The organism is Paenibacillus sp. Y951 (assembly GCF_056786395.1).
This window is the reverse complement of the sequence record NZ_JBXCIY010000004.1, coordinates 68,576-94,251: the sequence shown is the minus strand read 5'-3', so window position 1 is coordinate 94,251 and position 25,676 is coordinate 68,576. Positions and strand designations below refer to the sequence as shown.

Genomic DNA, 25,676 nt, shown 5'->3' with positions numbered 1-25,676 from the left:
ATTGAACCATCATGTGTCTCCTATTTACAACTTATAGAATGTTTACTTTACTATCATCCTATCATAAATCATTCTTATTTTAACTAATTCTTCTATACCTTTTTCCGCATAATCAGTCGATCCAAAATTTGCAATAAAAAAGGTATCTTCCTCTTTATCATATAATGCATAAGTTCCTGTAGCTCCGACAGCACCATAAACATCACTCATTGAGCTAAGCAGAAATGACAACTCACTAAAATCAAAATACATCATGCCCATGCCGTAGTAAATACCTTTCTCATAGCGTTGACTAAAGTTAGTCATCTGACTATACACTTCAGCAGACAGTAAAGCGCCATTTTCTAGAGCCCTCATGAACGTTAACAGATCATCCATAGTCGTAACAACTCCGCCGCCTGCCCAATCAATCGATAACGCGTTTCTACCGCTATAGTCAATGCCATCGATATAAATCCCAACAATATCAGCCGGTTCATCGTTATAAAACATTAAATAACTATCATTCATGGCCAAGGGTTCAAATATTCTTTCTTCTAAAATGTTAGAATACGCCTCTTTCTCGATAGCTTCCAGCATAAGTCCAAGCAAAATATATCCCGTATCCGTATAATAAAATTGTTGACCCGGAAGTCCTACAGAATCTTGGTTTTCTCTAGTAAATGCAATCAACTCTTCTGGAGTAAATGAAAGATCCGGATTAGTCGAAATCATTTCTAATAGTGGTTTTCCGCTTGTTACTGGACCTTCGAAATAATCACCAACTCCCGATGTATGACTCAGTAATTGTTGTAGCGTTACCTGGTCTTTATAATCTATTCCGTCTATTACAAATAATCCCTTTAGGATGTCATCACCTAGCCAAGAACTGATTTTATCGTCATAGCTGATTTTCCCTTCGTCAACTAACATACCATAGATAGCAGCACACATCGTTTTACCTATGCTGGCTGAATGATATTGACTATCAAATTGAACAGGTTGATCTGACAATTGATTTTGCGTACCAACTGCAAATTGTTCAAAGTAGTCTGTTTGATTGGATTGAATGGTTAATAATACGCTAGATAGCGAATCGTTGTTCTCTACTATTTTGGTTAAATGTTTTTCGATTTTTTCAATAACCGCCTCTTCCGATATCGGTCTATTCATAATCGCTAATATACCCCATCCAATGCCAACTACAATAATCACACAAACGATTACTCTCAATGTTATCTTCTTCATATGGCCCACCTTTCGCTTCATGTACTCATACATTAATCTAAGCGGTGAGTGTAGATTAAGATACGCTTTTAAGCTAAACGGTCAAAATTCAAGGTTAAGACGACTTTCTAGATGTCTAACAATAGGCAAGTGAGTATAAATAATAGGCAGAATAAGCAGAATAGTAAAGGTCAGGGCATAGTTCCTTATCCCATTGTATTTTCAACGTTTCTAAATTAATTACATTCTTCAAAAAAAATCTCTTGCTTGCTCATCCCTATCCTGCTATTATGAAAAAGAATAAAATTTTGGAAAGCTAATATTCAAAGCATGTAGGATCTTTCCAAGCAGATAACCTTTGACCACTTCTAACAAGAAGTTATGGCCATACGGACAGCCCGGTCAAATGCCGATTGGCAACTTTAGTTGCCTTATTGATTGAGTTAAAAGCTCAAATTTTATAAGTTGGTTACTTTACAACCAGTGCATATGCACATAACTTGTGAAACGGTCAATAAGAGTGGTAAAAGTAATTATTTGCTATATAGACTCTGATCCTAACATGATATATTTGAATATTAAGAACCTTTCCATGAAACTATACGTTTGATGACTGACGAGCACGCAAGAAGTTTGTCCAGTCATATTTAATGGGACTATCTTATTATTTATATATATCAGAGCAAGTGTGGTGCGCATCGTGCGTGTTTCGCTTGCTTTTTTTGTTGCCGTTTTTACATTTATAAAAATTCACTTGGGATAGGAGATCGAAAAATGGGAAAAGCACTAGTCATTGGCGCCGGTGGCGTAGCATCAGTAGCAATTCACAAATGTGTTCAAAACAGTGAGGTTTTTGAAGAAATCTGTATCGCGAGTCGCACGAAATCAAAATGCGATGATCTGAAAGCAAAATTGGACGGTGGCAAAGTTAAAATTACGACTGCACAAGTTGATGCAGACAATGTAGATGAGCTAATCGCTCTAATTAATGAAGTCAAACCGGATATCGTCATGAACCTAGCTCTACCTTACCAAGATTTGACGATTATGGATGCTTGCCTAGCAACTAAAACGAACTATATGGATACGGCAAACTATGAGCCAGAAGATACGGCGAAATTTGAATATAAATGGCAATGGGATTACCGTGAGCGCTTTGAAAAAGCTGGAATTACAGCTCTTTTGGGTAGCGGATTCGATCCAGGCGTAACTGGCGTATTCTCTGCTTATGCACTGAAACACTATTTTGATGAAATCGAATATATCGACATTTTGGATTGCAACGGCGGCGATCACGGCTATCCGTTCGCAACTAACTTCAACCCGGAAATTAACATTCGTGAAGTATCCGCTAATGGACGCTACTGGGAAAACGGAGAATGGATCGAGACGAAACCGATGGAAATTAAGCGTGAATATAACTTCGCTGAAGTCGGTCAAAAAGACATGTATTTACTGTATCATGAAGAGCTTGAATCTCTTGCACAGAACATGCCTGGACTGAAACGTATCCGTTTCTTCATGACTTTCGGACCGAGCTATCTTATGCACTTAAAAGCTCTTGAGAACGTAGGAATGACTTCTATCGAACCGATCGAATACGAAGGAAAAAAAATCATTCCGCTTCAATTTTTGAAGGCTGTACTACCAGACCCGGCTTCACTTGGACCTCGTACGGTGGGCAAGACGAACATCGGCTGTATCTTCAAAGGTAAAAAAGACGGTCAAGACAAAACTTACTATGTATACAATATTTGCGATCACCAAGAGTGCTATAAAGAAGTTGGCTCCCAAGCTGTCTCTTATACAACTGGTGTTCCTGCAATGATCGGTGCGGCAATGGTCATGACTGGTAAATGGAATAAACCGGGCGTATTCAATATTGAAGAGTTCGATCCAGATCCATTCATGGAAGAGCTAAACAAATGGGGACTTCCATGGGTAGAAGATTTTAATCCGGTGCTTGTTGACGCATTGCCGGAGGAAGCTAAAAAGCCGGAGTTGGTTCGCTAACATGAGGTTTGAAGAATTACCTACACCCTGTTTTGTAGTCGATGAAGCACTCATCGAAAAAAATCTTAATATTCTAAGCGGCGTTATGCAGCGTACGGGAGCCAAGATCTTGCTGGCGCAAAAAGCTTTTTCCATGACTGCTATGTATCCACTCATTGGAAAATATTTAAGCGGCACGACTGCGAGTGGTTTATACGAAGCGCGGCTAGGTCACGAGGAAATGGGCAAAGAAAATCACGTCTTTGCTCCTGCCTATCGTGAAGATGAAATCGAAGAAATCATTGCTATTTGTGATCATATAATCTTTAATTCCTTCTCTCAGCTGGAAAAGTATAAAGCAAAAGCTCTTGCTGCTGGTAGAAAAATAGGAGTTCGCATCAATCCAGAATGCTCAACACAAGAGGGACATGAAATCTATGATCCTTGTGCGACAGGTTCAAGATTTGGTGTGAAGCTAGAGGATTTCCGTCCGGATCTACTTGAAGGCGTTTCGGGACTGCACTTCCATACCCTTTGTCAACAGAACTCGGACGACTTGGAGACTACACTTGATGCAGTCGAAGACAAGTTCGGACCTTGGTTGTCTCAAATGGAATGGATCAACTTCGGTGGCGGTCACCATATCACTAGAGAAGACTATGATATCCCAAGACTTGAAGCTTGTATTGGGCGTATGCAGAATAAATACGGCTTAGAAGTCTACCTTGAACCTGGAGAAGCCATTGCGCTCAATGCGGGCTATCTAGTCACTTCCGTACTGGATATGAATAAGAACGGTATCGAAATTGCTATCGTGGACACATCGGCGACATGTCATATGCCAGATGTTCTGGAAATGCCTTATCGTCCGCCGCTTTTCGGTTCTGGCGAAGCTGGCGAGAAGCCTTACACCTATCGACTTGGCGGTCCGACCTGTCTTACGGGTGATGTAATCGGAGACTACTCCTTCGATCAGCCCTTAAAGAACGGCGACCGGTTGGTATTTGGGGATATGGCGATCTACTCCATGGTCAAAACTAATACCTTTAACGGTATGCCACTGCCTGCCATCGCAGTGCAGGAGCAAGACGGCAATTGCCGTGTCGTTCGCGAGTTCGGCTATGAAGATTTTAAGATGCGACTAGCTTAATGAATAACGAAAGCCTTAACCCTACTTTATTAGAAGGGTTAAGGCTTTTTTGACTAGCGTTCCTAATTCCCAACTTGCCATTCTTATTGTAAAGAATACCCTTATTTCCTCGATAATTTACACTGATACGCTTCACCATATCATCTATAGTGCGGATTTTTCGAGAGAACTATTTGTCGCCTCGTAATTGCATTGATGGAAGTTAGGAAGGATCTATCGCATCCTGTTTCTGCCGATTAACGATGACAATGCCCGAAGCAACCAAACCTAGCCCCGCAAGCACCATTAGATGCACAACCTCATCTAGCATCAACGCTGACAACACCACACCGAACACAGGCGTCAAGAACAAATACATCGAGACGCTCCCGACCTTATTGTATTTCATAATATTATTCCAAAGCACAAAGCCTGTGGCAGACAGAAACGCTAAATAGAACAGCATTAGTAGCGTATTCCAAGTGAAAGCAAACGGAAAAGGCCCTACAAAAAACGCGCCGACAGCTAACAATGCGCTTCCGCCAAGTAACATCTGCCAACCCGTCATGTACAGGACATCCAGCTCTGTCGCTTCATTTTTGGAAAGAACATTACCAAACGCACCGAAAAACAAGCCTAGCAGCAAGCAGATTTCCCCAACGCCCATATGAAAGGACATCTCACCTTTCGTCATATTGGCCAAGACGATTCCCCCGAAACCTAGTGCAATACCAATGACTTTCCTCAAATTAAAACGATCATTCCTATACATAAAATGGGCAATCAATATTTGGAAAAATGAGGTCGTCCCCGCGATAATCGAACCTTGGATTCCTGTGATCATACTCAAGCCGTAATAAAAGAGGGCATACTGAAGAAAGGTTTGGAAAAGTCCGATTTTGCTGACCTTGAGTATTGTCCCTCGCTGATACCCAGCTTTTCTGCGGATTAATTTCATGAACAAAAGGATGAGCAGCGCGGCAAGGACGAAGCGATAGCCTGCAAACAAAAGCTGCTCAGGCCAATCCTCATTGCCAATTTCCAGTTCGCCATAACTAAGCTTAATAAACGGAAAAGCACTCCCCCACAGTAATGACGCTAATGTTGCAGCGAACATAACGCCCAAAGGATGCTTGAAAAATTTCTCTGAATTCATTCCAACTGACACCTCGATAATTTTTAATCGTCTTCATGGTTACTTATAATTAGCATTTTTCAAAATGCTTCTAAAAAAGATAAAAGACCGATCCCCTGTTACATTCAGGGGATCGATCGTCGCTGGAACATACGGACATATTTCTGCGAACATTTTACTAGGGTGCTTGTACCCCCGGCAAAAGGCACAACCGCTCTGCGGTATTTCATCATACCGATACACATATCGCGAAGAAGGCATTCTTTATGCTCGCCGTGATCAGGATATCGTATCACATCACCACCGTTATGCACAAGGACCTTCCAACCACTGCCATATATAATCGGCCGAATATCTTGCGTGTTCAGCCCCTATCGATGTAAGACCTAAAGCATGTTCAGGCAATGTTTATGATAATGACTTATTGGAATGCAAAAAACGGAGAAATAACAGCGACATGAACGTCAGATGGCGATCAAAAGAAAAGCAGCAAAAGAAAGTGCCCCTTGAAGAAGGTTATTCTCTCAAGAGGCACTTTTTTAGTATACTAAATTTAACGCAAGCCCTTTACAGCTTCAATTAATTTTTCCTTCGTCATATTTACAGAATCAGATTCTATACTGTAAACAATAGTTCCATTTTCCTTTTCTTCAATCCACATCATGCTTTGAAGTACAGTACTATCGCCGAATAACGATTCATTGTTCTTCACATAGTGAATCTTCTTATCATCTAAATCAAACTCCACGTATTCAGTGGAGGGTGAAGTAAGTGATTCGACCTTCATGAATGAATCATTAAAGACTTGCCAAGTAAAGTAGAGTGCTTCTCCATTCGTATCGCGATAAACAGAAGTGTAGACAGATTGCCCTGGAAAGGTGGTAATGTCCGTTAATCGCCACAATGGCTTATCCTCGTCTATGTTCTTTTTCTCAGCTTTCATTTCATCTATTAAATCCATTGCGTCCAATCCCATCGTAGAATAAAACGGGCTATTTATCGCCCCTGCCTCAAATTCGTAAGCTCCTGCAAGCAATGATTCTGGAACCGATTCAGTAACTTCTTTTTCCTCCAATACTGCTTTCCACTGCTGTGCATCGAAGAACAATAACCTCTTTAGCTTTATATGGTAGTGTTTTCAAGATGGGCAGAAGCTCCATTTGGTCACCTATCGCAGACAATCGCGATTCTGCCTTACGATCAAATGACACATCTACCAACATTTTCACCTTCTCTAGGATCCGATAGTACCTCCAGCTTTTTCTTTTCCAATTCCGCACTTGCCTTACGATTAGCCCATTAAACCATGATACAAAAGATTGCTCTGGTCGGTAATTTTCCGCGCTACTCAACAACTCGATGTAAACTTCACTCATGATGTTTCCAACATCCTCCTTGCTCGGAGAGAGATAATAAATCAGCCCGTAGGCATGATCCCGCGTCACTTCATATACCGTCCGAAAGGCTTCCTCATCGCCTTGGCTCATCCGGATAAGCCAAAGACTATAATCGATTTTCTTCATAGGACCGGCCTCCAATTAGATGTTACATATAAACTGTACCCTATAGAGTAGACACTTTGAAAAAAGTCTACCCTGTAGGGTACAGTTTAATTGACCCTATCCCAATTTTTTAGATTCGATTGACCATACACTAAATTTAAGTATGCTATGGATAGATGAAAGGAGTGTATAAGAGATGAATAAGCTTATATGGCAGCAGGATTTTACAGATGATAAAACCGATCTAAGTGCATGGAACATACGCCTAGGCAATGACTTACTTGATAGTAATGGTAATGTCGTATGCCCAGGTTGGGGTAATGGTGAACAGCAGTTTTACACGGGGAATTCTAACAACCTGTATATCAATGAATTTGGCTTAAACCTATGTGCGCACCGCGAATCAATCGAAGTAGACGGCCGTAACTTTGCCTATACATCCGCTCGTTTGGACACTAAAAACCATCTTTCTTATTGCTACGGCAAGCTAATTGTACGCGCAAAGTTACCTGTAGGACAGGGGTTATGGCCTGCGATCTGGTTGCTTCCACAGCAAGAAGTTTATGGACCTTGGCCCGCATCGGGCGAGATCGATATTATGGAAGCAAAAGGTCGCCTACCTAAGCAAGTATCAGGTACGCTACACTACGGGAAAGATTGGGACCATAAAGTAACTGATGAGTTCTCCTATAAGCTTAAAAATAGTACGATTAATGAGTTTCATGATTATGCGCTAGAATGGGATGCTAACTCGATCCGCTGGCTAGTAGATGGACATTGCTACGCCGAGCGTCACCAGCAGCCGGACATTATGCCCTTTGACGAGTCCTTCTATCTAGTGCTCAACCTTGCCGTAGGCGGCTGGTATGACAATGTGTCGGTAGATGAAGCTGCGTTGCCGGGGATTATGACGGTTTCGGGGATTTGGTTGTATCAGTAGGTGGGGATGGTGCTGTAGTTAAGGGAGAAAGACAAAAAATCCCCAATAAGATGACCATTGTAAAGTGTCTATCTTACTGGGGATTTTTTACTCACTAACTTAAACTTCTTTTTGATGTCTTCATTATTTCGAACGATAAATACGTGCTTCATACGGTGCAAGCGTCATACTTTGTTCATATGAATCCGATGTATTGATATTACTTAATACTAACTCAAAATTGTAGTTGTTTAACTGCTCAGGTAATGAAATCTGTACTTCTTTACTGAACATATTAACAATAACAACTGCTTTTTCGCCATTCCATTCACGCGTATACGCATAAACTTGCTCATTGTCAGGCAGGATTAGGTCGTATTTACCGTATACTAATAGCTTATCAGCTTTACGCAACTTGATCATCTTCTTGTAATAACTTAAGATAGAATTTTTATCTTGTTCCGCTGCAGCAACATTAATTGTTTTATAGTTTGGATTTAGCTTCAACCAAGGTGTACCTGTTGTAAAGCCAGCACCTTCTCCAGCCGTCCATTGCATCGGTGTACGAGAGTTGTCTCGTCCATTGATCCAAATCGGTGCCATAATTTCTTCATGCGTTTTACCAGCGGCAATTCCGATACGGTAAGCATTTTTTGCAGATACATCGTTGTAATCATCGATAGAGTCAAATTTCGTATTCGTCATACCAATTTCTTGACCTTGGTAAATAAACGGAGTTCCTTGCATAAAGAAGAATAATGTAGCCAGTGCTTTAGATGATTCTAACCAATAATTTTTATCATCGCCCCATACAGATACAGAACGTGGTAAATCATGATTTTCAAGGAATAACGCATTCCAACCTGTACCTTCTAAGGCATTTTGCCAGCGCGTATATACGTTTTTCAGTGCCAATAAATCTAATTTACCTTCAGTTTCTTGACCCCAAAGTCCATTCGCTTCAAACTGGAAAATCATATTAAACTTACCGTTTTTCTCGCCAACCCAGTCATCTGCTTCGTTGATTGTTACACCGTTAGCTTCACCAACAGTCATAATATCATACTTTGCAAAGGTCTCACGGTGAAGTTCTTCTAAGAAAGTTTGAATGCCTGGTTGATTTAGATGATACGGGAATGAAGATACATAGTCTAAGCCATCTGGATTCGGTAAATCAGGGAAACCAGGCGCTTTTTTAATATGTGAAATCGCATCTACACGGTATCCATCTACACCTTTATCTAACCACCAGTTTACAGTATCGATTAGTTCTTTTCGTACTACTGGATTTTCCCAGTTAAGGTCAGGTTGTTTAGATGAGAAGATATGCATGAAATACTGATCGGTTAACTCATCATATTTCCATGCTGAACCGTGGAAAATACTTTCCCAGTTGTTCGGTTCCTTACCGTCTTTACCATCTCTCCAAATATAATAGTCACGGTATGGATCATCTTTACTTTTTCTCGATTCAATAAACCAAGGGTGTTCATCGGATGTGTGGTTAATAACAAGGTCCAAAATCAACTTCATACCACGAGCATGTACTTGTTCTAATAATTCATCGAAATCAGCCATTGTACCGAAATCAGCCATGATATCTTTATAATCAGAAATATCATAGCCATTATCATCATTTGGAGATTTATACATTGGACAAATCCAAATGACATCAATTCCTAGATCCTTTAGATAATCAAGCTTTGTTATTATACCTTGTAAGTCACCAATACCATCACCGTTCGTGTCAACGAAGCTACGTGGATAAATTTGATAAGCTACAGCTTCTTTCCACCATGTTTGTTTCATACTTATTTCCTCACTTTCACATTTCCTAATTATAAAAAATACTCTATTGATTACTACTGAATGTCTTTAATTATTGGGAACGATTTCAATTTGATTCGAAAAATATTGATTATAGATAGAGGATATTTCACCTTTATACATTTATGTTGTTTTTCTGGCCACTAATTGAAAAGGTAATGTGTACATTTTATTTTCAACATCTTTACCTTCCAACCGCTTAATAATTAAATCCATTGCAGTATAGCCCATTTCACTGACAGGCTGTTTAATCGTAGTCAGTTCTGGTGATAGCATTTGTGCTAAAGGTTGATCGTCGAATCCAATGATTGCAAGTTCCTCTGGTATACGTATCCCCTGATTTCTAGCTTCCATAATTATACCTGCGGCAACTTCATCGCTTCCTGTGAAAATAGCTGTCGGCCTATCCTGCATATCATAAATTTGATGCAATACTTTTCGACCATCTTCTACAGTATGTCTCTTTATAAAAATCCAATTCGGATTGATTTCGATTCCAGCTTCTGTTAATACTTTCTGGTATCCTTGATTTCTGTCTTTATCTTTTCCTGACTGACTAAATAAGCCACCTGTGCAATAAGCAATTTTTCGATGTCCTTGGCTAACTAAATGTTTTACACCTTCGTATGAAGCCATAAATTGATCCACTCTTACCATTGGTACGACCGGTTCAGATAAATACTCGTTACACATGACAATCGGACCATATTTCAAATAGTTATTGATTATATTCCAATCATTTTCATATGCCGTCATAATGACGCCATCAACTTGTTTATGTTTCATTAAGTTAAGAAAATTTATTTCACGCTCACTATCTTCATGACTTTGAAAAATAATCGTCTGATATCCTCTTATATAGCCTTCTTTTTCAATCGCTTCCACTAGGTGTGAGAAAAACGGATTAACTATTCTAGGGACAATTACGCCAATTATAGTACCATTTAACCCTCTTAATCTTTGAGCTGCTACGTTCGGTATATATCCTATTTCCTTCATAACCTTTAAAACACGTTCTCTTTTATCTGATGCAATATGCGGGTAGTTATTGATTACCCTAGACACCGTTGACTTTGAAACTCCTGAAAGGCGGACAACATCGTTAATATTAGGCATATATTTCACTCCGTACTAAACTATTTGGTCATTTCATAGAAATGAAATCGGGATTCATTTAATTACCCAATTATATTCCTGAAGAGACAACAAATCTATAGCCTAAGTCTACAAAGATAAAAAGAAGCGTCAAAGACATTGAATTGCTCATTGACGCTTCTAAAAATCCAAGTGATGTGCTTCCTTATAGTACGACCCACCATAGTGTTATAAATAACACTACCTAACTTAAATAAGTTTCCTTAACAGTCACAACAGATATCGCTCCCAATACAAGTAAAACACCTGAAACTAAAAGCATAGCTGGCATTGAAGCACCCAATAATGGGAACAACGCAAAACTAAGACAAGAAGCAATAATTTGAGGGATACAAATACTACTGTTAAATAGACCTAAATATGTGCCCATATTTTCACCTGACAAAGCATTGGTTAACATTGTGAATGGGAACATCATCATACCTGCCCATGCAATACCAATGCAAAAGAATGAAACAATTAATGCATTTTGATTTTCGATAAAGAATATAGTACCAAATCCAATTGAACCAATTAATAAACTTAATGCATACCAAATTTTGCGATGATCATTAGAAATACGTGACAGTACAAGTGACCAAATTACTGCGGCAATGGCTTGTACTGCAGAAAGAATACCAAACCAGTTACCTGCTGTTTGGTAGGCTGCACTAGATGCGTCAGTTGTATTCCAAACATTGTCTGCAATTGCTCCTGTACCGTACGTCCATAAATACTGAAAACCCATCCAACAAAATAGTTGAACTAAAGAAATCGTCCAGAATATTTTTGGAGCTTTACGAAGTAACGCAATCATACTTACTTTTTCTTTTTTCGTCTTATGTTCTATTCCGTGATATGCGGCATATTCAGCAGGTGTATACTCCTTAACTTTTAATACAGTAAATAAGCTACAAATGATTAGTATAACTGCACCTACATAGAAGGAAATGACTACTGATTGTGGTACAACTCCCTCAGGCGCTGTGTTGGAGACACCTAGAATCGTAAGAACAAACGGAAAAATACTAGCTAGTACAGCACCACTATTTGAAAGAAAACTTTGAATGGAATAGGCAAAACCCTTTTGTTCTTCATTGACCATATCACCAACCATCATTTTAAATGGCTGCATAGCTACGTTTGAAGCAACGTCCATGAATAAAATAGTAACGGCTGCAAAAGTCAATGCTACTACTGATGTAAATCCAAAACTACCTGAATTGGGTAGTAGACACATAACAATGACGGCGACTATAGCACCGACAATTAAATAAGGAATACGTCTTCCTAATCTGGGAAACCAAGTTCTATCCGATAAGTAACCTACTATAGGTTGAACAATTAGCCCCGCAAGCGGAGGTAATATAAAGAAAAACCCTAATGAGTGAGGATCTGCACCAATCGTTTGAAAGATACGCCCCATATTTGAACTTTGTAAAGCAAACGCCATTTGTACACCCAAGAAACCAAAACTTATCATCCAAATCATACTAATTGGAAGTTTAGGTAGTTGTCTTATTGTACTTACACCACTCATTTTTTCAGACTGTTCAGCTATCATTACATCCTCCACTTATATTTATTTGGTTCTCTGTGTTGTTATTTACTAGGATCTATAGTGGATTGTTAAATTCATGGAAAACATTTTTTGACTAAATTGAAATCGATTTCAATTTAGTCAAAAAAATATACAAAATACCATTCCACATTACTCTAACTTAATAACAACTACACTTACAAGTATCTATAATAGTTAATTAACTTGTTTTAAACCACAAGTTATTATAATACCTTTTTTCACTCTAAACAACACTTTCCATAAAACAACTTAATTTTGTTATAAAATTGGAAATATGTGCGTTTCAATTCGGTTATTTAAGGATAAACAAAAACCTCATTTATTTGTGATATGGTTCATCGTAACATTTATAGAGCGAAATCGAAGGGTCCCCCATTAAATGCCCTCCACCGAAGCAACCAATCAGGTATGGGAAAGGCTGCAAAAAAAATAAATGCTTATAAGCAGAAGTACAATTGTTGAAAGAAAGCTATAATGATACACTGGGTTCATTGATACTGGTTTATTTTACTAGAAAAGTGGGATGACGATATAAAAAAAATATTATCTTTCATGGATTGGGGCATATTTGCTCTTCGTTTTTACCATTATATTTTGCTGTCGTCTCGGTTTTTTACAGAAAGCGAGCTGTCAAATCATACATTATTAAACGTAATCTGGCTGATGGCAGCGCTTATCGTCCCTATGATATTTTGGTTTCCTGGGCGGCGGGTGAACAAAGTCTGGTTTTGCATACTGGAGCTATTGTTGGGCGGTTCTTATTATGTGAATTCTGTCTTCCACCCGGATCTGACTTCAAAAGCAGACTACTTGTTGCCGAGTCTTATAATGGGGTACTTATTGACTAAGCAGACGCTCTGGATCATTCCCACAGTTACTTTAATTCCTTTTATCTTTCAGTCTTATCTAAAATTACCTTGGGAACAAACCCTTAGTATCGGAACAGACAATCTTTTATTCTGCTTCATCGGCATTTGGGCAAGCTTCGTAGCCAATGCGTATTCTCAGAAAAATGAGCTGGTAGCCGAAGTGGAACAGCAAAATAAACTGTTAACCCACTACGCCGCTGAGATTGAGAAGATGACTTTGATTGAAGAGCGCAACCGCATGTCCAAGGAGCTTCATGATACACTGGGTCACTCCTTTATCTCACTCATTATGAGCCTTGATGCTTCCATTGCCCTTATGGATCACAAGCCTACCGAGGTCAAAGACAGGTTAATTCGTTTAAGAGCATTGGCTGAGCAGAATCTGGACGAAATGAGAAATATTGTACACGAGATGGGAGAAGAAGAGGAGTCGACTTTAATACGACAGGTTGAGGCGCTTGTGGTCAGTTTCCGGGAGCACACTGGAACAGTCCTGACTATGAGTCTGCTAGGAACAGAGCAGCCGATGCGTTTTGAAGTGCGACAAGCGATTATTCGAGTCATCCAGGAGTCTTTTACGAACGCACTAAAACATGGAAAAGCGTCTCAACTGCATCTGGAGCTTCGATTTTCCAAGTCCATTCTGCAATTATCCATTCAAAATAATGGAAAGCCGATTGACAAGCTGGAATATGGCTTCGGCTTAACCTCTATGAAACATCGGGTTGAGCGGCTGGGAGGCAGCCTGTTTGTGTCATCTAAAGTGGGAACTGTAGCGATTACCGAAGTCAGATGTGAAATTCCGCTGAAAGGAGCGATGCTTCATGGCGAAAATTAAAGTGCTGCTTGCCGATGATCAGGAATTAATTCTGGAGAGTCTGCATATTGTACTGTCCATGGAAGAGGATTTAGATATCGTCGGGTTAGCCAAGAATGGGGAAGAAGCAATCAAAGGCTGTGAGCAGTTTCAGCCGGATATTGTGCTCATGGATATCAATATGCCAGTCATGGATGGCGTTGCAGCAACGGCCCTGATTAAAGAACGGATGCCTATAATCAAAGTTATCATACTCACCTCCTATCGGGAAGTAGAATATGTGTTGGCGGCGTTAAGCCATGGAGCAGAAGGTTATCTGCTCAAAGCCATTCATCCCAGGGAACTGGCTGCAGGCATAAGGGTGGTTCATGCGGGAGGGACTTTAATCACGCAGGAGATGGCAAGTAAAATGATCAAAAGTATGAACAATACTTCCGCCACGAAAAGTAATGAATACGGGCTGAGCGCTCGTGAAGTTGAAGTGCTGCATAAGCTGGCTTCTGGCCTGCGCAATCAAGACATAGCTGAGGCGCTGTTTCTTAGCGAAGGGACGGTTAAAAATTACATCTCAACGATTTATTCGAAGCTTAATGTGAGGGGAAGGCGAGAGGCTGCCCGTAAAGCACGAGATTCGGGATTCATGGATCACTAAGAAGCCGATACCCAATAAGCTGGTAGCTATTATAGATGCCAGCTTATTTGGGCATGTTCATATGATCAAATAATGACTAAAGTGCACTTTCTCTTTATGACTTTTTCAGCTTATACTCATGACTATCAAGCAATAGAGGAGCTGAAGCAAGATATGAAGAAAATGTCAGCACATAAAGAGAAAGAGCAAATTGGTGGGAAATTAAGTACATGGAATCGATTTTGGCGCTTTCCAATCATCTGGATGATTGTGGGATCTATCGGCATTATTCTCGTGGATGCATTATTCCGGCCATTAGCAGAACAAGCAGGGGGAGTTGCCTCCCTTCTTTTGACGCTAACGGCTGGGGTTGTGGCCATCATCGTCTATAGGCTAACAATGAAATACATGGCCCGTCGGTCAATTCCTGAGATATCAAGAAAACGTGCAGGAATTGAAGCTGGCATGGGATTACTAACCGGAGCAATCTTTATCACGGTGTCCACTTTTATTATTGTTGCTGCTGGAGGTTATTCCTTTCAATGGGCGGGTGCTGCGAATACGGGTTCTGTTCTAATCACTTCTATTACAGCAGCTTTAAGTGCAGCTATTATTGAAGAACTTATCTTTCGCGGGCTTATGTTTCAAGCCATTCAGAAATTGGGGGGCAGCTGGATTGCACTCGCTGTGACCTCACTATTCTTTGGAGTTGCCCATCTTGGCAATCCAGGGGCAACGCTATGGAGTGCATTCGCTATCACCTTAGAAGCAGGGGTTCTGCTCGGAGCTGCATTCTTGTGGCGACGGAACCTGTGGTTTGCCATGGGGCTGCATTTTTCCTGGAATACACTTGAGGGTTTACTTGGCATTCCTATTTCTGGTCACTCTATAGCAGGTCTGTTTACTGTGAAAGTGAACGGTACTGCATTTCTCACAGGTGGGGATTTTGGACTCGAGGGCTCAATTGTTCCGGTCATGATCAGCCTTCTGATTGCCATTCCCATGCTGATTGGCGCTGCACGGAATCGGCATCATCGTGATGCCTGATGATCCAGTCTGCTGATTTAAAACGAAAACCTGATCGGACAAAAGCTTTACTTTTGTCCGATCAGGTTTAACTTTAAATTGAAAACTTCCTTCAGAACTTCTCACCATACTTTTCAAGCTTGTATTCAATCATAGATGCATATGTCATTAATTGGTTGACTTGGTTCGATACCCTCTCCTTTTGCCGATTCAGGAGATCGACACGTTTTGGGATTGTTCCATCGCCTTGGTGGGTTAATTGTGCAAAAGTCTTCATTTCTTCAATGGTCATGCCGGTGTCCCGGAGACAGAGAGCGAACTTAAGCCATTCCATGTCATCCTCGTCAAAGACTCTTGTGCCGAATTCGTTACGTTTTATAGGAGGAAAAATCCCCTCTTTTTCATAATATCGTAAGGTATGAATAGACAGACCGGTTTCTTCTGCAACCTTGCCAATCGAGTAATTAATAAGAACCCCCCCTTTAACCAAGAACTTGGCTGTGTACGTACGCTTTAAACTCCTCGTCTTTTAATTGTTCGCGAAACTTCAATATTTCCTCAGCATCTTGGCCAGCGGGATACCTAAATTGATCACTTTCGTCCGTTACTGCTCTAAAAATGGTTTGAGCGACCATTTCTGCTGTGGCTTGTAGGTGAGCATTTTTCTGGGTGAATTTCTCAAACCCCTTATTGAAAGATTCGGAGAAATCATTATAGTCTGACAGCAATTCATCGTTCAATCTTTCGGCGGAGCTGTACCACGGAGTTTTTACAATGCCCGGCTCGATTAATTTAACCTGAATATTCTGGGAAGCGAGTTCGTAGGACAGCGATTCGGAGAAGCCCTCTACGGCAAACTTAGTTGCATGGTATAAAGAGGTTAAAGGGAACGTGATTCTTCCGCCTTGAGAAGAAATGTTTACAATCATGCCTTTCTGATTTGCTCTAAAATGTGGTAATAGGGCTTTCGTCACTCGCATTAATCCAAAAACATTTACGTCAAACTGGTTGTGAATTTGTTTTTCTGTAGCTGCTTCAAAAACTCCCACTGCTCCATATCCTGCATTGTTTATAAGTACGTCTATTTGTCCGAATCGTTCTACGGCTTCACTTATAGCACGATGGATGCTTTCTGGCTGCTGGACGTCCATAGGAGTCACAAGAACATTATTATACTTAATAAGTTCGGTTTCTTTTTCCGGGGATCGCATAGTTGCTACGACGTTCCATCCTTGTTCTGCAAAATGTACGGCTGTCGCTTTCCCTAACCCTGTAGATGCACCTGTAATAAATATTGATTTCATTTATAAATCCTCCTAATCACAAGTTGTTTTCATTATATTGTCTAGAGTTTACTCTATGTCAATAGCGATGTTTTGAAAGGGAGTCAACATAAAAAACGGGTCGGCGCAATTTCGTACGAATTGGCAGAACAGTATGATTAACACTTGAGCTTTGAAATTGTGATTGGAAGACCCCTTCAAATTTGAAACAGTCCTTGCTTAAGCAAAAGCAGCACCTTAAACATTTAGATCAATAAGGTGGTAGTACTATGGATGATTCTCAATTAAACAAAACAAACAGGCATTTTGAGCTCTACAAAGGAATGAACCGAAGTTTATTATAGTTTGACGAGGCATTAAAAGCGTTGCCCCTACGCAGGACAAGACGGCGACCGCTGCCTAACAAGGGCTTGCCTTCTGCAACCAGCTATTTGACGCTTACTTTAAGACAGAATAATAATCATGAATTTGATAAGACAAATGATTGATTAGGCGATCTCAGCAACTCGAACGTCAAGTTGCTATACCCCAAATGGTATTTTGCTTTAAAACCATTCATTAGGAACAACTCTTTGCTATTCAAATTGTTCTGTGCAAGTTGTTTCGCAATTTGGGCTGCCTTTTTATCGAACCCCTTTGAGTACTTCTTTATAACATTCATATCAAGATGCTCTAACTCTCAGCCTCAATAAACTTTACAATAGTAAAACATAACTTCTACATGAATTTAATAATTACGTAGTATTATTGATTCTGTAACTAAAAACTAGGAGGACATAAAGCATCATGAAAAAATCATATTTATTGTGCTCTATTTTAGCAATCGGTTTACTTTTAGCAGCATGCTCGAATCAGTCAGAGGAAGTAGTCAATCCCCAGCCTACAAGTGAAACGACAGCCAACAATCAACTTGCAGACACGAACGAAACAGCAACTGTAACGTCAGGAACAAAAATACAACTTAAAGGCTCTCTAAATACACGTGATTTAGGTGGTTACGAAACGTTAGATGGGAAAGTCGTAAAGCCGCATATGCTCATTCGTAGTGGTTCACTTGAAAAACTAACTGAACAAGATATTCAAACATTAGTGAATGATTATCAAATAAAAAACATCATTGACCTCAGAACAGAAGCAGAGGTAGCGAAAGATCCGGAGATTGTTATTAATGGCGTGACGAATACGGCTATTCCGCTTATTAAAGATACGAAGCTAGGCATTACGCATGAAAATAAAACAAAGCTTACAGACCCTGCAGATATATTGCTAGCTTATGTTGATACGATGGGCGGAGACGTCGAAGCGTACAATGTAAAATCATATCCCGAATTGGTTACAGAGGACTATTCCATCGGTCAGCTGAAATCATTTTTTGAATATTTACTGGCAAATGAAGATGGTGCCGTATTGTATCACTGTACTGCAGGAAAAGACCGAGCTGGCACGGCAACTGCGTTATTGCTTAGTGTACTCGGAGTAGATCGCGAAACAGTCATTGAGGATTTCTTGAAGTCGAATGAATTCCTTAAGCCAAAAATCGATGGAACTGTAAAATTAGCTTCTCAAAAAACCTCAGACGAGCAAGTACTAGCTAACGTTCGTTTATTACAAGGTGTTACTGAAAGTTATATCCAAGCCGTCTTCCAAACAATTGACGAACAATATGGTTCCGTTAGTGCATTTTTCGAACAAGAACTTGATATCACAAAAGAGCAACAAGATGAACTGAAAAGTAAATATTTAATGTGAAATAAAGCCAACCTAAACAATACACTTTTATATTCAATAGGTCATTGCATCGAATACTAATAATTAGCCCTCGTCTTGGATACATCTTGTTATTAATCTTTCCTCACTAACAGTGAACAGCACTCCACATGAGTCGAGTGCTGTGACCTACGTACCTACTGTCACTTTTAGCATTGCTGCTTCAATTTTCAACTCAACTCTTTGCTGTACCAATATGCGCGATACGCATCACCGCACTGTCTGTAACGGCAAGTTTTAGGGCATTCCTTTTGATAGCCATTTCTTTGATTCGCTTTGATCACGCCTTTTAGGTTCTTACTTAGATTCGATACGACCTAATGGATTGGCACCCTCCTCCAGATCTTTCCGAACTGCCAACCAGCTTGAATCGTCGAGATTGAGCGCATCGCGAAGGTAAGACCACGTGAGCTGCTGGAGCAAAGCAACTCGTTCGGGGTTCTCGTCCGTCGTCTCCGCGACGTTGTACCCGGAGATTCCGCCAAGTATATGTTCTGCCCCGAAGAGGGTGAGCAGGCTCTTACTGCCCGGGCTCAGGAAGTAGGGGTCTGTGAACCAGTCCGGCCCCCGAGTGGACAGGTGGGATTGGTCATGATCCCCCGCGACCACGAGAGTCGGCGTCTTCATATCGGAGAAGCTCGGGTTCATAAATGGGAAGTGCTCTGCCGCGAACGGACTCAAGTCAGCTTCACCAAGACCAGTCGTGGAAAGCAATACGCCCGCCTTGATCCGCGAGTCCGACATGTCCTCTCCCGGTTCGCCATTGGCATCGAGGACTCGCGCGCCAAGCAGCATGCTCACCGTTTGGCCTCCCCAGGAGTGTCCGGCAGCGGCGATGCGGCTGCGGTCGAGACGTCCGCTGAGGCCTGGAACGGAAGCTTCAATAAGATCAAGTTGGTCAAGGATGTGCTTCAGGTCTTCGACGCGGAAACGCCAGATCAGTGGTGTACGGGGATCGTCAGGAGGAAGATTCAGTGTCCTCGAGTCGAGATGGGTGGGTTGAATGACCACGAAGCCGTGAGCAGCCCAGTAGTCGACTAACGGACCGTAGCTATCCATCGACCAACCAAAGCCTTGCGAGAAAATAATAATAGGTAATTGGCTACCCGTCGCTGGCGCTGATACCCGCACTTGCAAATCCTCACTGCGGCCCGGGGCTGACAGCACTATCGGCTTTACCGAGATGACTGGAGTAGACGTACTTACGTGCATTTTCATAATAGATGTTCCTTTCTTGGTCTTCTCAATTTAAGAACAGGTTGACGCGTCAACCTGTAGCAAATATAGCACGGTTGAAGTTGTCACGTCAACCGTGCTATTATATTTCTATGGATAAGAGAAAACTGAACGATGAAGAAATTCAATTATGGTATAAGTGGAAAGGCTCCTTTCACAGCATCTTCGGTCGCGTAATTAAAGAGATGTCCGAGCGCACCGGACTATCCGAGGGCGATTATGGGGTATTGGATCGTTTAGATCTTTTGGGGAACGACAGCCTTCGCCAACAAGAGTTGGCCGAATCTATGGACTGGGATAAGAGCCGATTGTCACATCATCTGACTCGGATGGAAAAACGTAGCCTTGTGATGAGAAAGCCATTAGACGCAGATCGCGGTGTTCAAGTCATCATCACTCCCATTGGAAAGTCAGCATTAGATGATGCCCGGCCCATTGTCTCCATGGCCATACGCAAACATTTCCTAGATCAATTAACCGATCTAGACATTGAGTCGATTACGAAGCTGGCGGAAAGAACAAAAAAAGGGTCTTCAGCGTCTAGTAATGCCTCGACGTCGTGACCACGCTTTTTGAAACAAATATGTTGAATGTCAATTGAACCGGCCCCTTCCACCAAATAACGGAGGGGCTTTTGCTTCAGCAAGCAACAGTCCCCTCTAGGTACCCCATCGTTCTGTACTCCAAAAGCAAGCAGCAGCCCGTTTACACCGACTTTTCCTCCGAGTAAGATCCATCCCAAACTCATGCCTGGGAAAGTGCCTTTCCAAGAACTCGGGTATCTCCGAAAAACTTGCCGTTACTTGTGGTACGGTTCACCTTATCACTCTAACAGCGAAATTTTTTAGCTACTCAATTTGCAGTAACATTTTGTGGAGAATATTGGGTGACTCCTACGGCTGAAAATACAAAGATATTAAAGTTCATACAAAACACTTAAAAGAAAAATAAACTCTCGCATCGCATTATTATATCCGTTGTTAATTTTTTTCAAAAAAGATTTTGCACTCGTTAAGCGGAACACCTGTACTAATTGTAATATCTGATGAAAATGGATATTTGCTACATATGGTTGGCGATGAAACGATTAAAAAAACAATTCATCCATTAGGTATACATGTAGGCGCACAATTTACGCAAGAAGATATGGGTACGAATGTCGTGAGCCTATCTCTTCAACAAAGCCATCCGGTTCAAATTATAGGTTCAAATCATTACCATACTCTCCTTTATGGCACAGCATGCTACGGAGTGGCCTTTCATTACACAGATAACAATAATTTACTCGGAAGTATTTGTATCATGACTGCAACTGAATTGCATAATCATCACAAATGCTGATGGCATCATTAGTTCAGTAAACGATTTTGTGGTCGAAACGTTCAATATTCACAAAGATACCAACATTATTGATAGAAGTGAACAAAACCCAGAATGTCTAGCATGTAACTGCGAGTATCGGTATAGCAATCTATCCCAATGATGGGACTGACGCTGAAACGTTCATGGTTTACGCAGATAATGAATGTATTTCAGCAAAGAGGTATAAAAGAAATTTAATGAATTGTTTGCGTAATTTTCTAAATATCATAAATGAGGAGCACCTGTATGGGTGCTCCTCGTTTATTGGACTGTATGTAAAAAACTTACGCAGCCACGTCTCTTTTTGAAAAGTATTTTGCCCTGTTTTGATATGGCTCACCTTAACGGATCAATCAGCGAGAACAAATGGCGGCCTCATGGCCGCCATTTATCTGTAGACGAATTAGATGAAAAATATATACTCTACATTAGAACGGGGGAGTCGAAACTGCAAGAAGTATGGTTTCGCCTTTCCAAATATTTCTATAGCGATGGGGAAGGGTAGCATCATAGTAAATGCTATCTCCTTCCTCTAGAATATAGCGGTCATTACCAATAAAGAGTTCTAATTTTCCTGCAACTACAAATGTAAATTCTTCCCCTTCACTGTGACCGACACCGATCTCCCCAGAAGTGCCACCTTCCTCAAGTACCCCATAAAGCGGGCCCATTTTATTGCTGTTTCCCTGACTAAGCGCAAACCAGGTAATCCTGGAGCCTTCAGATTGAACAAGAGGCTTTCGTTCGTTTTTTCTTATGACAGTGCTTCGCTCATCATTTGCCAATAAATCTCTAAAATTAATTTGCAATGCATTGCCGATCCGTTTTAATACGCTCATAGAAGGATTAGCCTTATCCCGCTCAATCTCACTAAGAAACGATAGCGAGATTGAGGCTGCTTCGGACACGTCATGGAGAGTTAATTTTTTCTCTTTTCTTACTTTACGGATGGAATCGCCTATTGAATTCATGTAGATATTTCTCCTCTTTTCTATTTTTTACGCTGACAGCGAAATATTATCGTTATTATATGCCATAATTTGTGCTTTTACAAGCATTTGAAGTAGGGCAGGATTACGTTCTAAAAACGTTGATTTGTGAACATGATTGCATTAGTATTTATATCAAGGCTGATGCAAAGCTAGCTCCCGGGGCTAGTATGCATCAACTTCAGATAGAAGACCTTCGAATTAAAATTTTTCAGACCTATCTGGATAGTATTCGTTGCTAGCGTAATTTACGCTCTAGGAAGAGAAACAAGCATCATGTTTCTTCCTGCAAAGACATAATATCCGATAAATAAATTATAGTGGGAGAGAAACAATTATGGCATTAGGCTCAAAGATCTATAAAGTGGGAGACATCACAGTCAGACGCATAAATGAATTGGAAACAAACGGATATACGGCGAAGGACCTTCTTCCTGATTGGGATCCGTCCTTCTTAGAAAAGCATAAAGACTGGTTGCTTAAAGGAAGCATGGATGAGGATCTGGAACATGTCATCATTACGATCGGAAATTGGATCGTGAAAACTCCCGAGCATACCATTTTAATAGATACATCTACTGGAAATGATAAAAACTTGCCCAATAATCCGGGTCTTTCCAATCTTCAGCTTCCCTATCTCCAATGGTTGGAGGAAGCTGGCGTAACCCCCGAGGAAGTGGATTACGTCTTGCTGACGCATCTCCATTATGATCACGTCGGCTGGAACACTAAGCTAGTTGACGGAAAATGGGTTCCAACCTTCCCAAATGCCAAATACATTATGCCGAAGATAGAGGAAAAATTCTTTGGTAGTCCGGAAAGCCATAACGAGGCAAACCAGGTAAGCATTAATGCCTACGAGGAAAGTGTTTTACCGATCATCCAGGCGGGATTAGCCGAATTTATCGGACCAGAGGGCGGAGACTTTATTGATGGAATCAAATTCATCCCATCGGCGGGTCATAGCATCGGTCAAATGTCGATCAGTATAACATCACATGGGGAAGAAGCCTTCTTCGCCTCTGATGTCTTGCATCATCCGATCCAGGTATATCGTCCAGAATGGAACTCTTGCTTCTGTGAATTCGATCAACAAGCACGTGAGTCGCGGCTTTGGGCGCTTGCCTATGCAGCGGATCGCAACGCCCTTTATTTCGGTACGCATTTCCCTGGCACTTCGGCAGGTTATGTGAGTCGAGATGGAGACGGCTACGAATGGCGCTATGAGTAATTGAATCTGGTTGAATGGCAGGTGACATAACATGAATGCAAGCCTATTATTTAACGAGCAATTCATTGTGAAGGAAGACTATAGAATTCAAAGCGATACACCAGGCATTGAACTGCTAGTTAGAAATAAACGTTTGGCTTCCAGTGAAAGCTTTTCTGCGGAACGGACCATATTGATCGTACATGGTGCAACCTATCCAATCGAAAGTCTTTTCGATGTCGCACTCGATGGCTTTACCTTTTTGGATTACCTTGCCAGCCATGGTTATGATGTGTATGCCGTGAACGTACGCGGTTATGGTGGATCGACTCGCCCACCCGAGATGGAGCAGCCTGCTGATCACAATCCTCCGCTCGTCCGAACCGAAACAGCCGTTCGAGATTTTGGTACTGCCGTTGATTTTATTTTGAAGCGAAAGAAACTGTCCAAAATCAATGTGTTCGGGATGTCCTGGGGCGGGACCATAGCTGCCGCTTACACCAGTATGCACAACGATAAGGTGAATAAACTTTCACTAGTCGCGCCGCAATGGATTAGCTCAGAGCCAATTCCGCTTGATCCCGGCGGTCAGATTGAAGCATATCGCTTCGTTCCGACAAACCAAATGAAGGTTAGATGGTTAAGCGCTGCTCCGGAACATAAGAGAGACAGCCTCCTCCCAGAAGGCTGGTTCGAGAAATGGTCGGAAGCCACACTTGCTTCTGACCCCACTAGCAAGATGCGGACCCCTCCGAGTATCCAAGCCACTAACGGTCCCATACAAGATGTACGTGAGTATTGGGGCGCAGGCAAAAAATTCTATGAACCTAGAGATATCAAGGTTCCAGTCCTATTGGTTCATGCAGATTGGGACATCGATGTTCCCATCGAATTGGCAAAAGAGTTATTCTCCGAAATAACAGGCGCTCCTTACCGGCGTTGGGCCGAAATCGGAGAAGGAACGCATATGGTCATGCTTGAGAAGAACAGATTACAAGTCTTCCAGGCTGTACAGCAATTTCTCGATGAAGAATACAGCCCTGCGAGGTAAGTTCCCCCAAATTGTAAAATCACATTTCCCAAATTCAAGTTGACCCGTAGCCACGCTGCGGGTCAACAACATCAATTGGAGCACCCGCTCCAATGTTTAAGGAGGTATACATGGTAACTCTAGAAGGAAAAGTCGTTGTAATTACAGGAGCCAGCAGTGGGATTGGTCAAGCGACCGCTGAGAAGTTAGCCGCCCTCGGCGCTAAGGTGGTCTTGTCAGCAAGACGAATCGAACGATTAGAAGAAACCGTTCAACGCATCAATCAAGCGGGTAAGCAAGCATTCCCTTATGCCGCAGATGTTACTTCTCTCGAAGAAATGAAGGCACTGGCCAGCATCACGCTTGAACGCTACGGTCATATAGACGTATGGATCAATAATGCCGGACTCATGCCACTGTCTTTCATGAATAAGCTCAAAGTCGATGAGTGGAATCGTATGGTTGATGTGAACATTAAGGGAGTATTGAACGGAATCGCTGCATGTCTGCCTGCGATGGAAGAACAACAAGCCGGCCATATCATCAATGTTTCTTCTGTTGCCGGCCACCGTGTCGGTGTCGCTGGAGCTGTATATAGTGGTACCAAGTTTGCGGTTCGCGCCATAACAGAAGGCCTCCGTATGGAGCTAGCCCCTTCCAACATTCGAACAACGATTATTTCTCCCGGTATTGTTCAAACTGAGTTACAGGATACGATTACAGATACAGATGCGCTGGAGGCTTTAAGAACTCGTGGAACGACACAGCCTTTACAACCCGAAGACATTGCTAAAGCGATCTGCTATGCCATCGAGCAACCGGAATGGGCCTCGGTGAATGAAATCATTATTCGCCCCTCTGCTCAGGTCAGTTAATCTTCTACTCAGCCTGATTAGCTTGCGAAGACAAGCTGGTCGGGCCTTTTTCTTTATTTCTTATTTAAGCAAAAAATCGCACTATTTATGGTAAGGCTGAGCTTAACGGGTCTATCGGTGAAAAGTAAAAAGGAACTTGTCACGGCGTGACAGCT

Annotated in this window: 23 protein-coding genes; 12 read left to right on the top strand and 11 right to left on the bottom strand. The window is 41.4% G+C overall.

Features of this window, described 5'->3' with window-relative positions:
- Positions 1-42 precede the first annotated feature (42 nt).
- On the bottom strand, positions 43-1,227 hold the full coding sequence (locus AC1TPB_RS07210) for a serine hydrolase domain-containing protein (RefSeq protein WP_482075864.1): 1,185 nt from the start codon (positions 1,225-1,227) through the stop codon (positions 43-45).
- A gap of 753 nt (positions 1,228-1,980) precedes the next feature.
- On the opposite strand from AC1TPB_RS07210, the gene AC1TPB_RS07205 reads away from it, so the two are divergent.
- A complete protein-coding gene (locus AC1TPB_RS07205) occupies positions 1,981-3,219 on the top strand; it encodes a saccharopine dehydrogenase family protein (RefSeq protein ID WP_482063895.1) in 1,239 nt (412 codons plus the stop codon).
- Between the two features lies 1 nt (position 3,220).
- Positions 3,221-4,348, top strand: a complete 1,128-nt coding sequence (nspC, locus tag AC1TPB_RS07200; protein WP_482075863.1) for a carboxynorspermidine decarboxylase — start codon at positions 3,221-3,223, stop codon at positions 4,346-4,348.
- A gap of 202 nt (positions 4,349-4,550) precedes the next feature.
- Here the strand turns inward: nspC and AC1TPB_RS07195 are convergent, their stop codons facing one another.
- The 3 genes from AC1TPB_RS07195 to AC1TPB_RS07185 form a co-directional block, all read right to left on the bottom strand.
- On the bottom strand, positions 4,551-5,483 hold the full coding sequence (locus tag AC1TPB_RS07195; RefSeq protein WP_482075862.1) for a DMT family transporter: 933 nt from the start codon (positions 5,481-5,483) through the stop codon (positions 4,551-4,553).
- A gap of 532 nt (positions 5,484-6,015) precedes the next feature.
- Positions 6,016-6,537, bottom strand: coding sequence for a hypothetical protein (locus AC1TPB_RS07190; RefSeq protein ID WP_482075861.1), 522 nt, complete (start codon positions 6,535-6,537; stop codon positions 6,016-6,018).
- Positions 6,515-6,985 (bottom strand): sigma factor, encoded by a 471-nt coding sequence (locus tag AC1TPB_RS07185; RefSeq protein WP_482075860.1) that lies wholly within the window; start codon positions 6,983-6,985, stop codon positions 6,515-6,517. Before AC1TPB_RS07185 ends, AC1TPB_RS07190 begins: the two co-directional genes overlap by 23 nt.
- Before the next feature lie 175 nt (positions 6,986-7,160).
- Here AC1TPB_RS07185 and AC1TPB_RS07180 point away from each other — a divergent pair, with 175 nt between their 5' ends.
- On the top strand, positions 7,161-7,904 hold the full coding sequence (locus AC1TPB_RS07180) for a glycoside hydrolase family 16 protein (RefSeq protein ID WP_482075859.1): 744 nt from the start codon (positions 7,161-7,163) through the stop codon (positions 7,902-7,904).
- 123 nt (positions 7,905-8,027) lie between these two features.
- Here the strand turns inward: AC1TPB_RS07180 and AC1TPB_RS07175 are convergent, their stop codons facing one another.
- The 3 genes from AC1TPB_RS07175 to AC1TPB_RS07165 all read right to left on the bottom strand — a co-directional run bounded on the left by AC1TPB_RS07175 (position 8,028) and on the right by AC1TPB_RS07165 (position 12,408).
- Positions 8,028-9,692, bottom strand: a complete 1,665-nt coding sequence (locus AC1TPB_RS07175) for a glycoside hydrolase family 13 protein (protein ID WP_482075858.1) — start codon at positions 9,690-9,692, stop codon at positions 8,028-8,030.
- A gap of 141 nt (positions 9,693-9,833) precedes the next feature.
- Positions 9,834-10,826: a LacI family DNA-binding transcriptional regulator gene (locus tag AC1TPB_RS07170; protein ID WP_482075857.1), complete on the bottom strand. Its 993-nt coding sequence runs from the start codon at positions 10,824-10,826 to the stop codon at positions 9,834-9,836.
- A gap of 223 nt (positions 10,827-11,049) precedes the next feature.
- Positions 11,050-12,408 carry an SLC45 family MFS transporter gene (locus tag AC1TPB_RS07165; protein WP_482075856.1) on the bottom strand — a complete coding sequence of 453 codons (1,359 nt, stop codon included), beginning with the start codon at positions 12,406-12,408 and terminating at the stop codon, positions 11,050-11,052.
- Positions 12,409-12,978: 570 nt separating this feature from the next.
- Between AC1TPB_RS07165 and AC1TPB_RS07160 the strand changes: the two genes are divergently transcribed.
- From AC1TPB_RS07160 to AC1TPB_RS07150, 3 genes are all read left to right on the top strand, one after another.
- Complete coding sequence (locus AC1TPB_RS07160; protein WP_482075855.1) at positions 12,979-14,133, top strand: sensor histidine kinase; 1,155 nt, start codon at positions 12,979-12,981, stop codon at positions 14,131-14,133.
- Positions 14,120-14,764 (top strand): response regulator transcription factor, encoded by a 645-nt coding sequence (locus AC1TPB_RS07155; RefSeq protein ID WP_482075854.1) that lies wholly within the window; start codon positions 14,120-14,122, stop codon positions 14,762-14,764. Before AC1TPB_RS07160 ends, AC1TPB_RS07155 begins: the two co-directional genes overlap by 14 nt.
- A 96-nt stretch (positions 14,765-14,860) precedes the next feature.
- On the top strand, positions 14,861-15,790 hold the full coding sequence (locus AC1TPB_RS07150; protein ID WP_482075853.1) for a CPBP family intramembrane glutamic endopeptidase: 930 nt from the start codon (positions 14,861-14,863) through the stop codon (positions 15,788-15,790).
- A gap of 91 nt (positions 15,791-15,881) precedes the next feature.
- On the opposite strand, the gene AC1TPB_RS07145 is transcribed toward AC1TPB_RS07150, so the two are convergent.
- Both AC1TPB_RS07145 and AC1TPB_RS07140 read right to left on the bottom strand, forming a co-directional pair.
- A complete protein-coding gene (locus tag AC1TPB_RS07145) occupies positions 15,882-16,259 on the bottom strand; it encodes a MerR family transcriptional regulator (RefSeq protein WP_482075852.1) in 378 nt (125 codons plus the stop codon).
- Positions 16,252-17,073 carry an SDR family oxidoreductase gene (locus AC1TPB_RS07140; RefSeq protein ID WP_482075851.1) on the bottom strand — a complete coding sequence of 274 codons (822 nt, stop codon included), beginning with the start codon at positions 17,071-17,073 and terminating at the stop codon, positions 16,252-16,254. The genes AC1TPB_RS07145 and AC1TPB_RS07140 overlap by 8 nt, the downstream gene beginning before the upstream one ends.
- A 765-nt stretch (positions 17,074-17,838) precedes the next feature.
- Here AC1TPB_RS07140 and AC1TPB_RS07135 point away from each other — a divergent pair.
- Positions 17,839-18,801: a tyrosine-protein phosphatase gene (locus AC1TPB_RS07135; protein WP_482075850.1), complete on the top strand. Its 963-nt coding sequence runs from the start codon at positions 17,839-17,841 to the stop codon at positions 18,799-18,801.
- Positions 18,802-19,116: 315 nt separating this feature from the next.
- Here AC1TPB_RS07135 and AC1TPB_RS07130 read toward each other — a convergent pair whose 3' ends face one another.
- The gene (locus tag AC1TPB_RS07130; RefSeq protein ID WP_482075849.1) at positions 19,117-20,037 is read right to left on the bottom strand and encodes an alpha/beta hydrolase family protein; all 921 of its coding nucleotides are present in this window, start codon (positions 20,035-20,037) and stop codon (positions 19,117-19,119) included.
- A 263-nt stretch (positions 20,038-20,300) separates the two neighbouring features.
- Between AC1TPB_RS07130 and AC1TPB_RS07125 the strand changes: the two genes are divergently transcribed.
- Together AC1TPB_RS07125 and AC1TPB_RS07120 are read left to right on the top strand one after the other, a co-directional pair.
- Complete coding sequence (locus AC1TPB_RS07125) at positions 20,301-20,618, top strand: MarR family winged helix-turn-helix transcriptional regulator (RefSeq protein ID WP_482075848.1); 318 nt, start codon at positions 20,301-20,303, stop codon at positions 20,616-20,618.
- Positions 20,619-21,057: 439 nt separating this feature from the next.
- Positions 21,058-21,396, top strand: coding sequence for a hypothetical protein (locus AC1TPB_RS07120; RefSeq protein WP_482075847.1), 339 nt, complete (start codon positions 21,058-21,060; stop codon positions 21,394-21,396).
- A 449-nt stretch (positions 21,397-21,845) separates the two neighbouring features.
- Here AC1TPB_RS07120 and AC1TPB_RS07115 read toward each other — a convergent pair whose 3' ends face one another.
- Positions 21,846-22,388, bottom strand: coding sequence for a helix-turn-helix domain-containing protein (locus AC1TPB_RS07115; protein WP_482055756.1), 543 nt, complete (start codon positions 22,386-22,388; stop codon positions 21,846-21,848).
- A 355-nt stretch (positions 22,389-22,743) separates the two neighbouring features.
- On the opposite strand from AC1TPB_RS07115, the gene AC1TPB_RS07110 reads away from it, so the two are divergent.
- The 3 genes from AC1TPB_RS07110 (at position 22,744) to AC1TPB_RS07100 (ending at position 25,521) form a co-directional block, all read left to right on the top strand.
- Positions 22,744-23,637: an MBL fold metallo-hydrolase gene (locus AC1TPB_RS07110; RefSeq protein ID WP_482075846.1), complete on the top strand. Its 894-nt coding sequence runs from the start codon at positions 22,744-22,746 to the stop codon at positions 23,635-23,637.
- A gap of 31 nt (positions 23,638-23,668) precedes the next feature.
- The gene (locus AC1TPB_RS07105; RefSeq protein WP_482075845.1) at positions 23,669-24,667 is read left to right on the top strand and encodes an alpha/beta hydrolase; all 999 of its coding nucleotides are present in this window, start codon (positions 23,669-23,671) and stop codon (positions 24,665-24,667) included.
- A gap of 110 nt (positions 24,668-24,777) precedes the next feature.
- On the top strand, positions 24,778-25,521 hold the full coding sequence (locus tag AC1TPB_RS07100; RefSeq protein ID WP_482075844.1) for an SDR family oxidoreductase: 744 nt from the start codon (positions 24,778-24,780) through the stop codon (positions 25,519-25,521).
- The last annotated feature ends 155 nt before the right edge of the window (positions 25,522-25,676 follow it).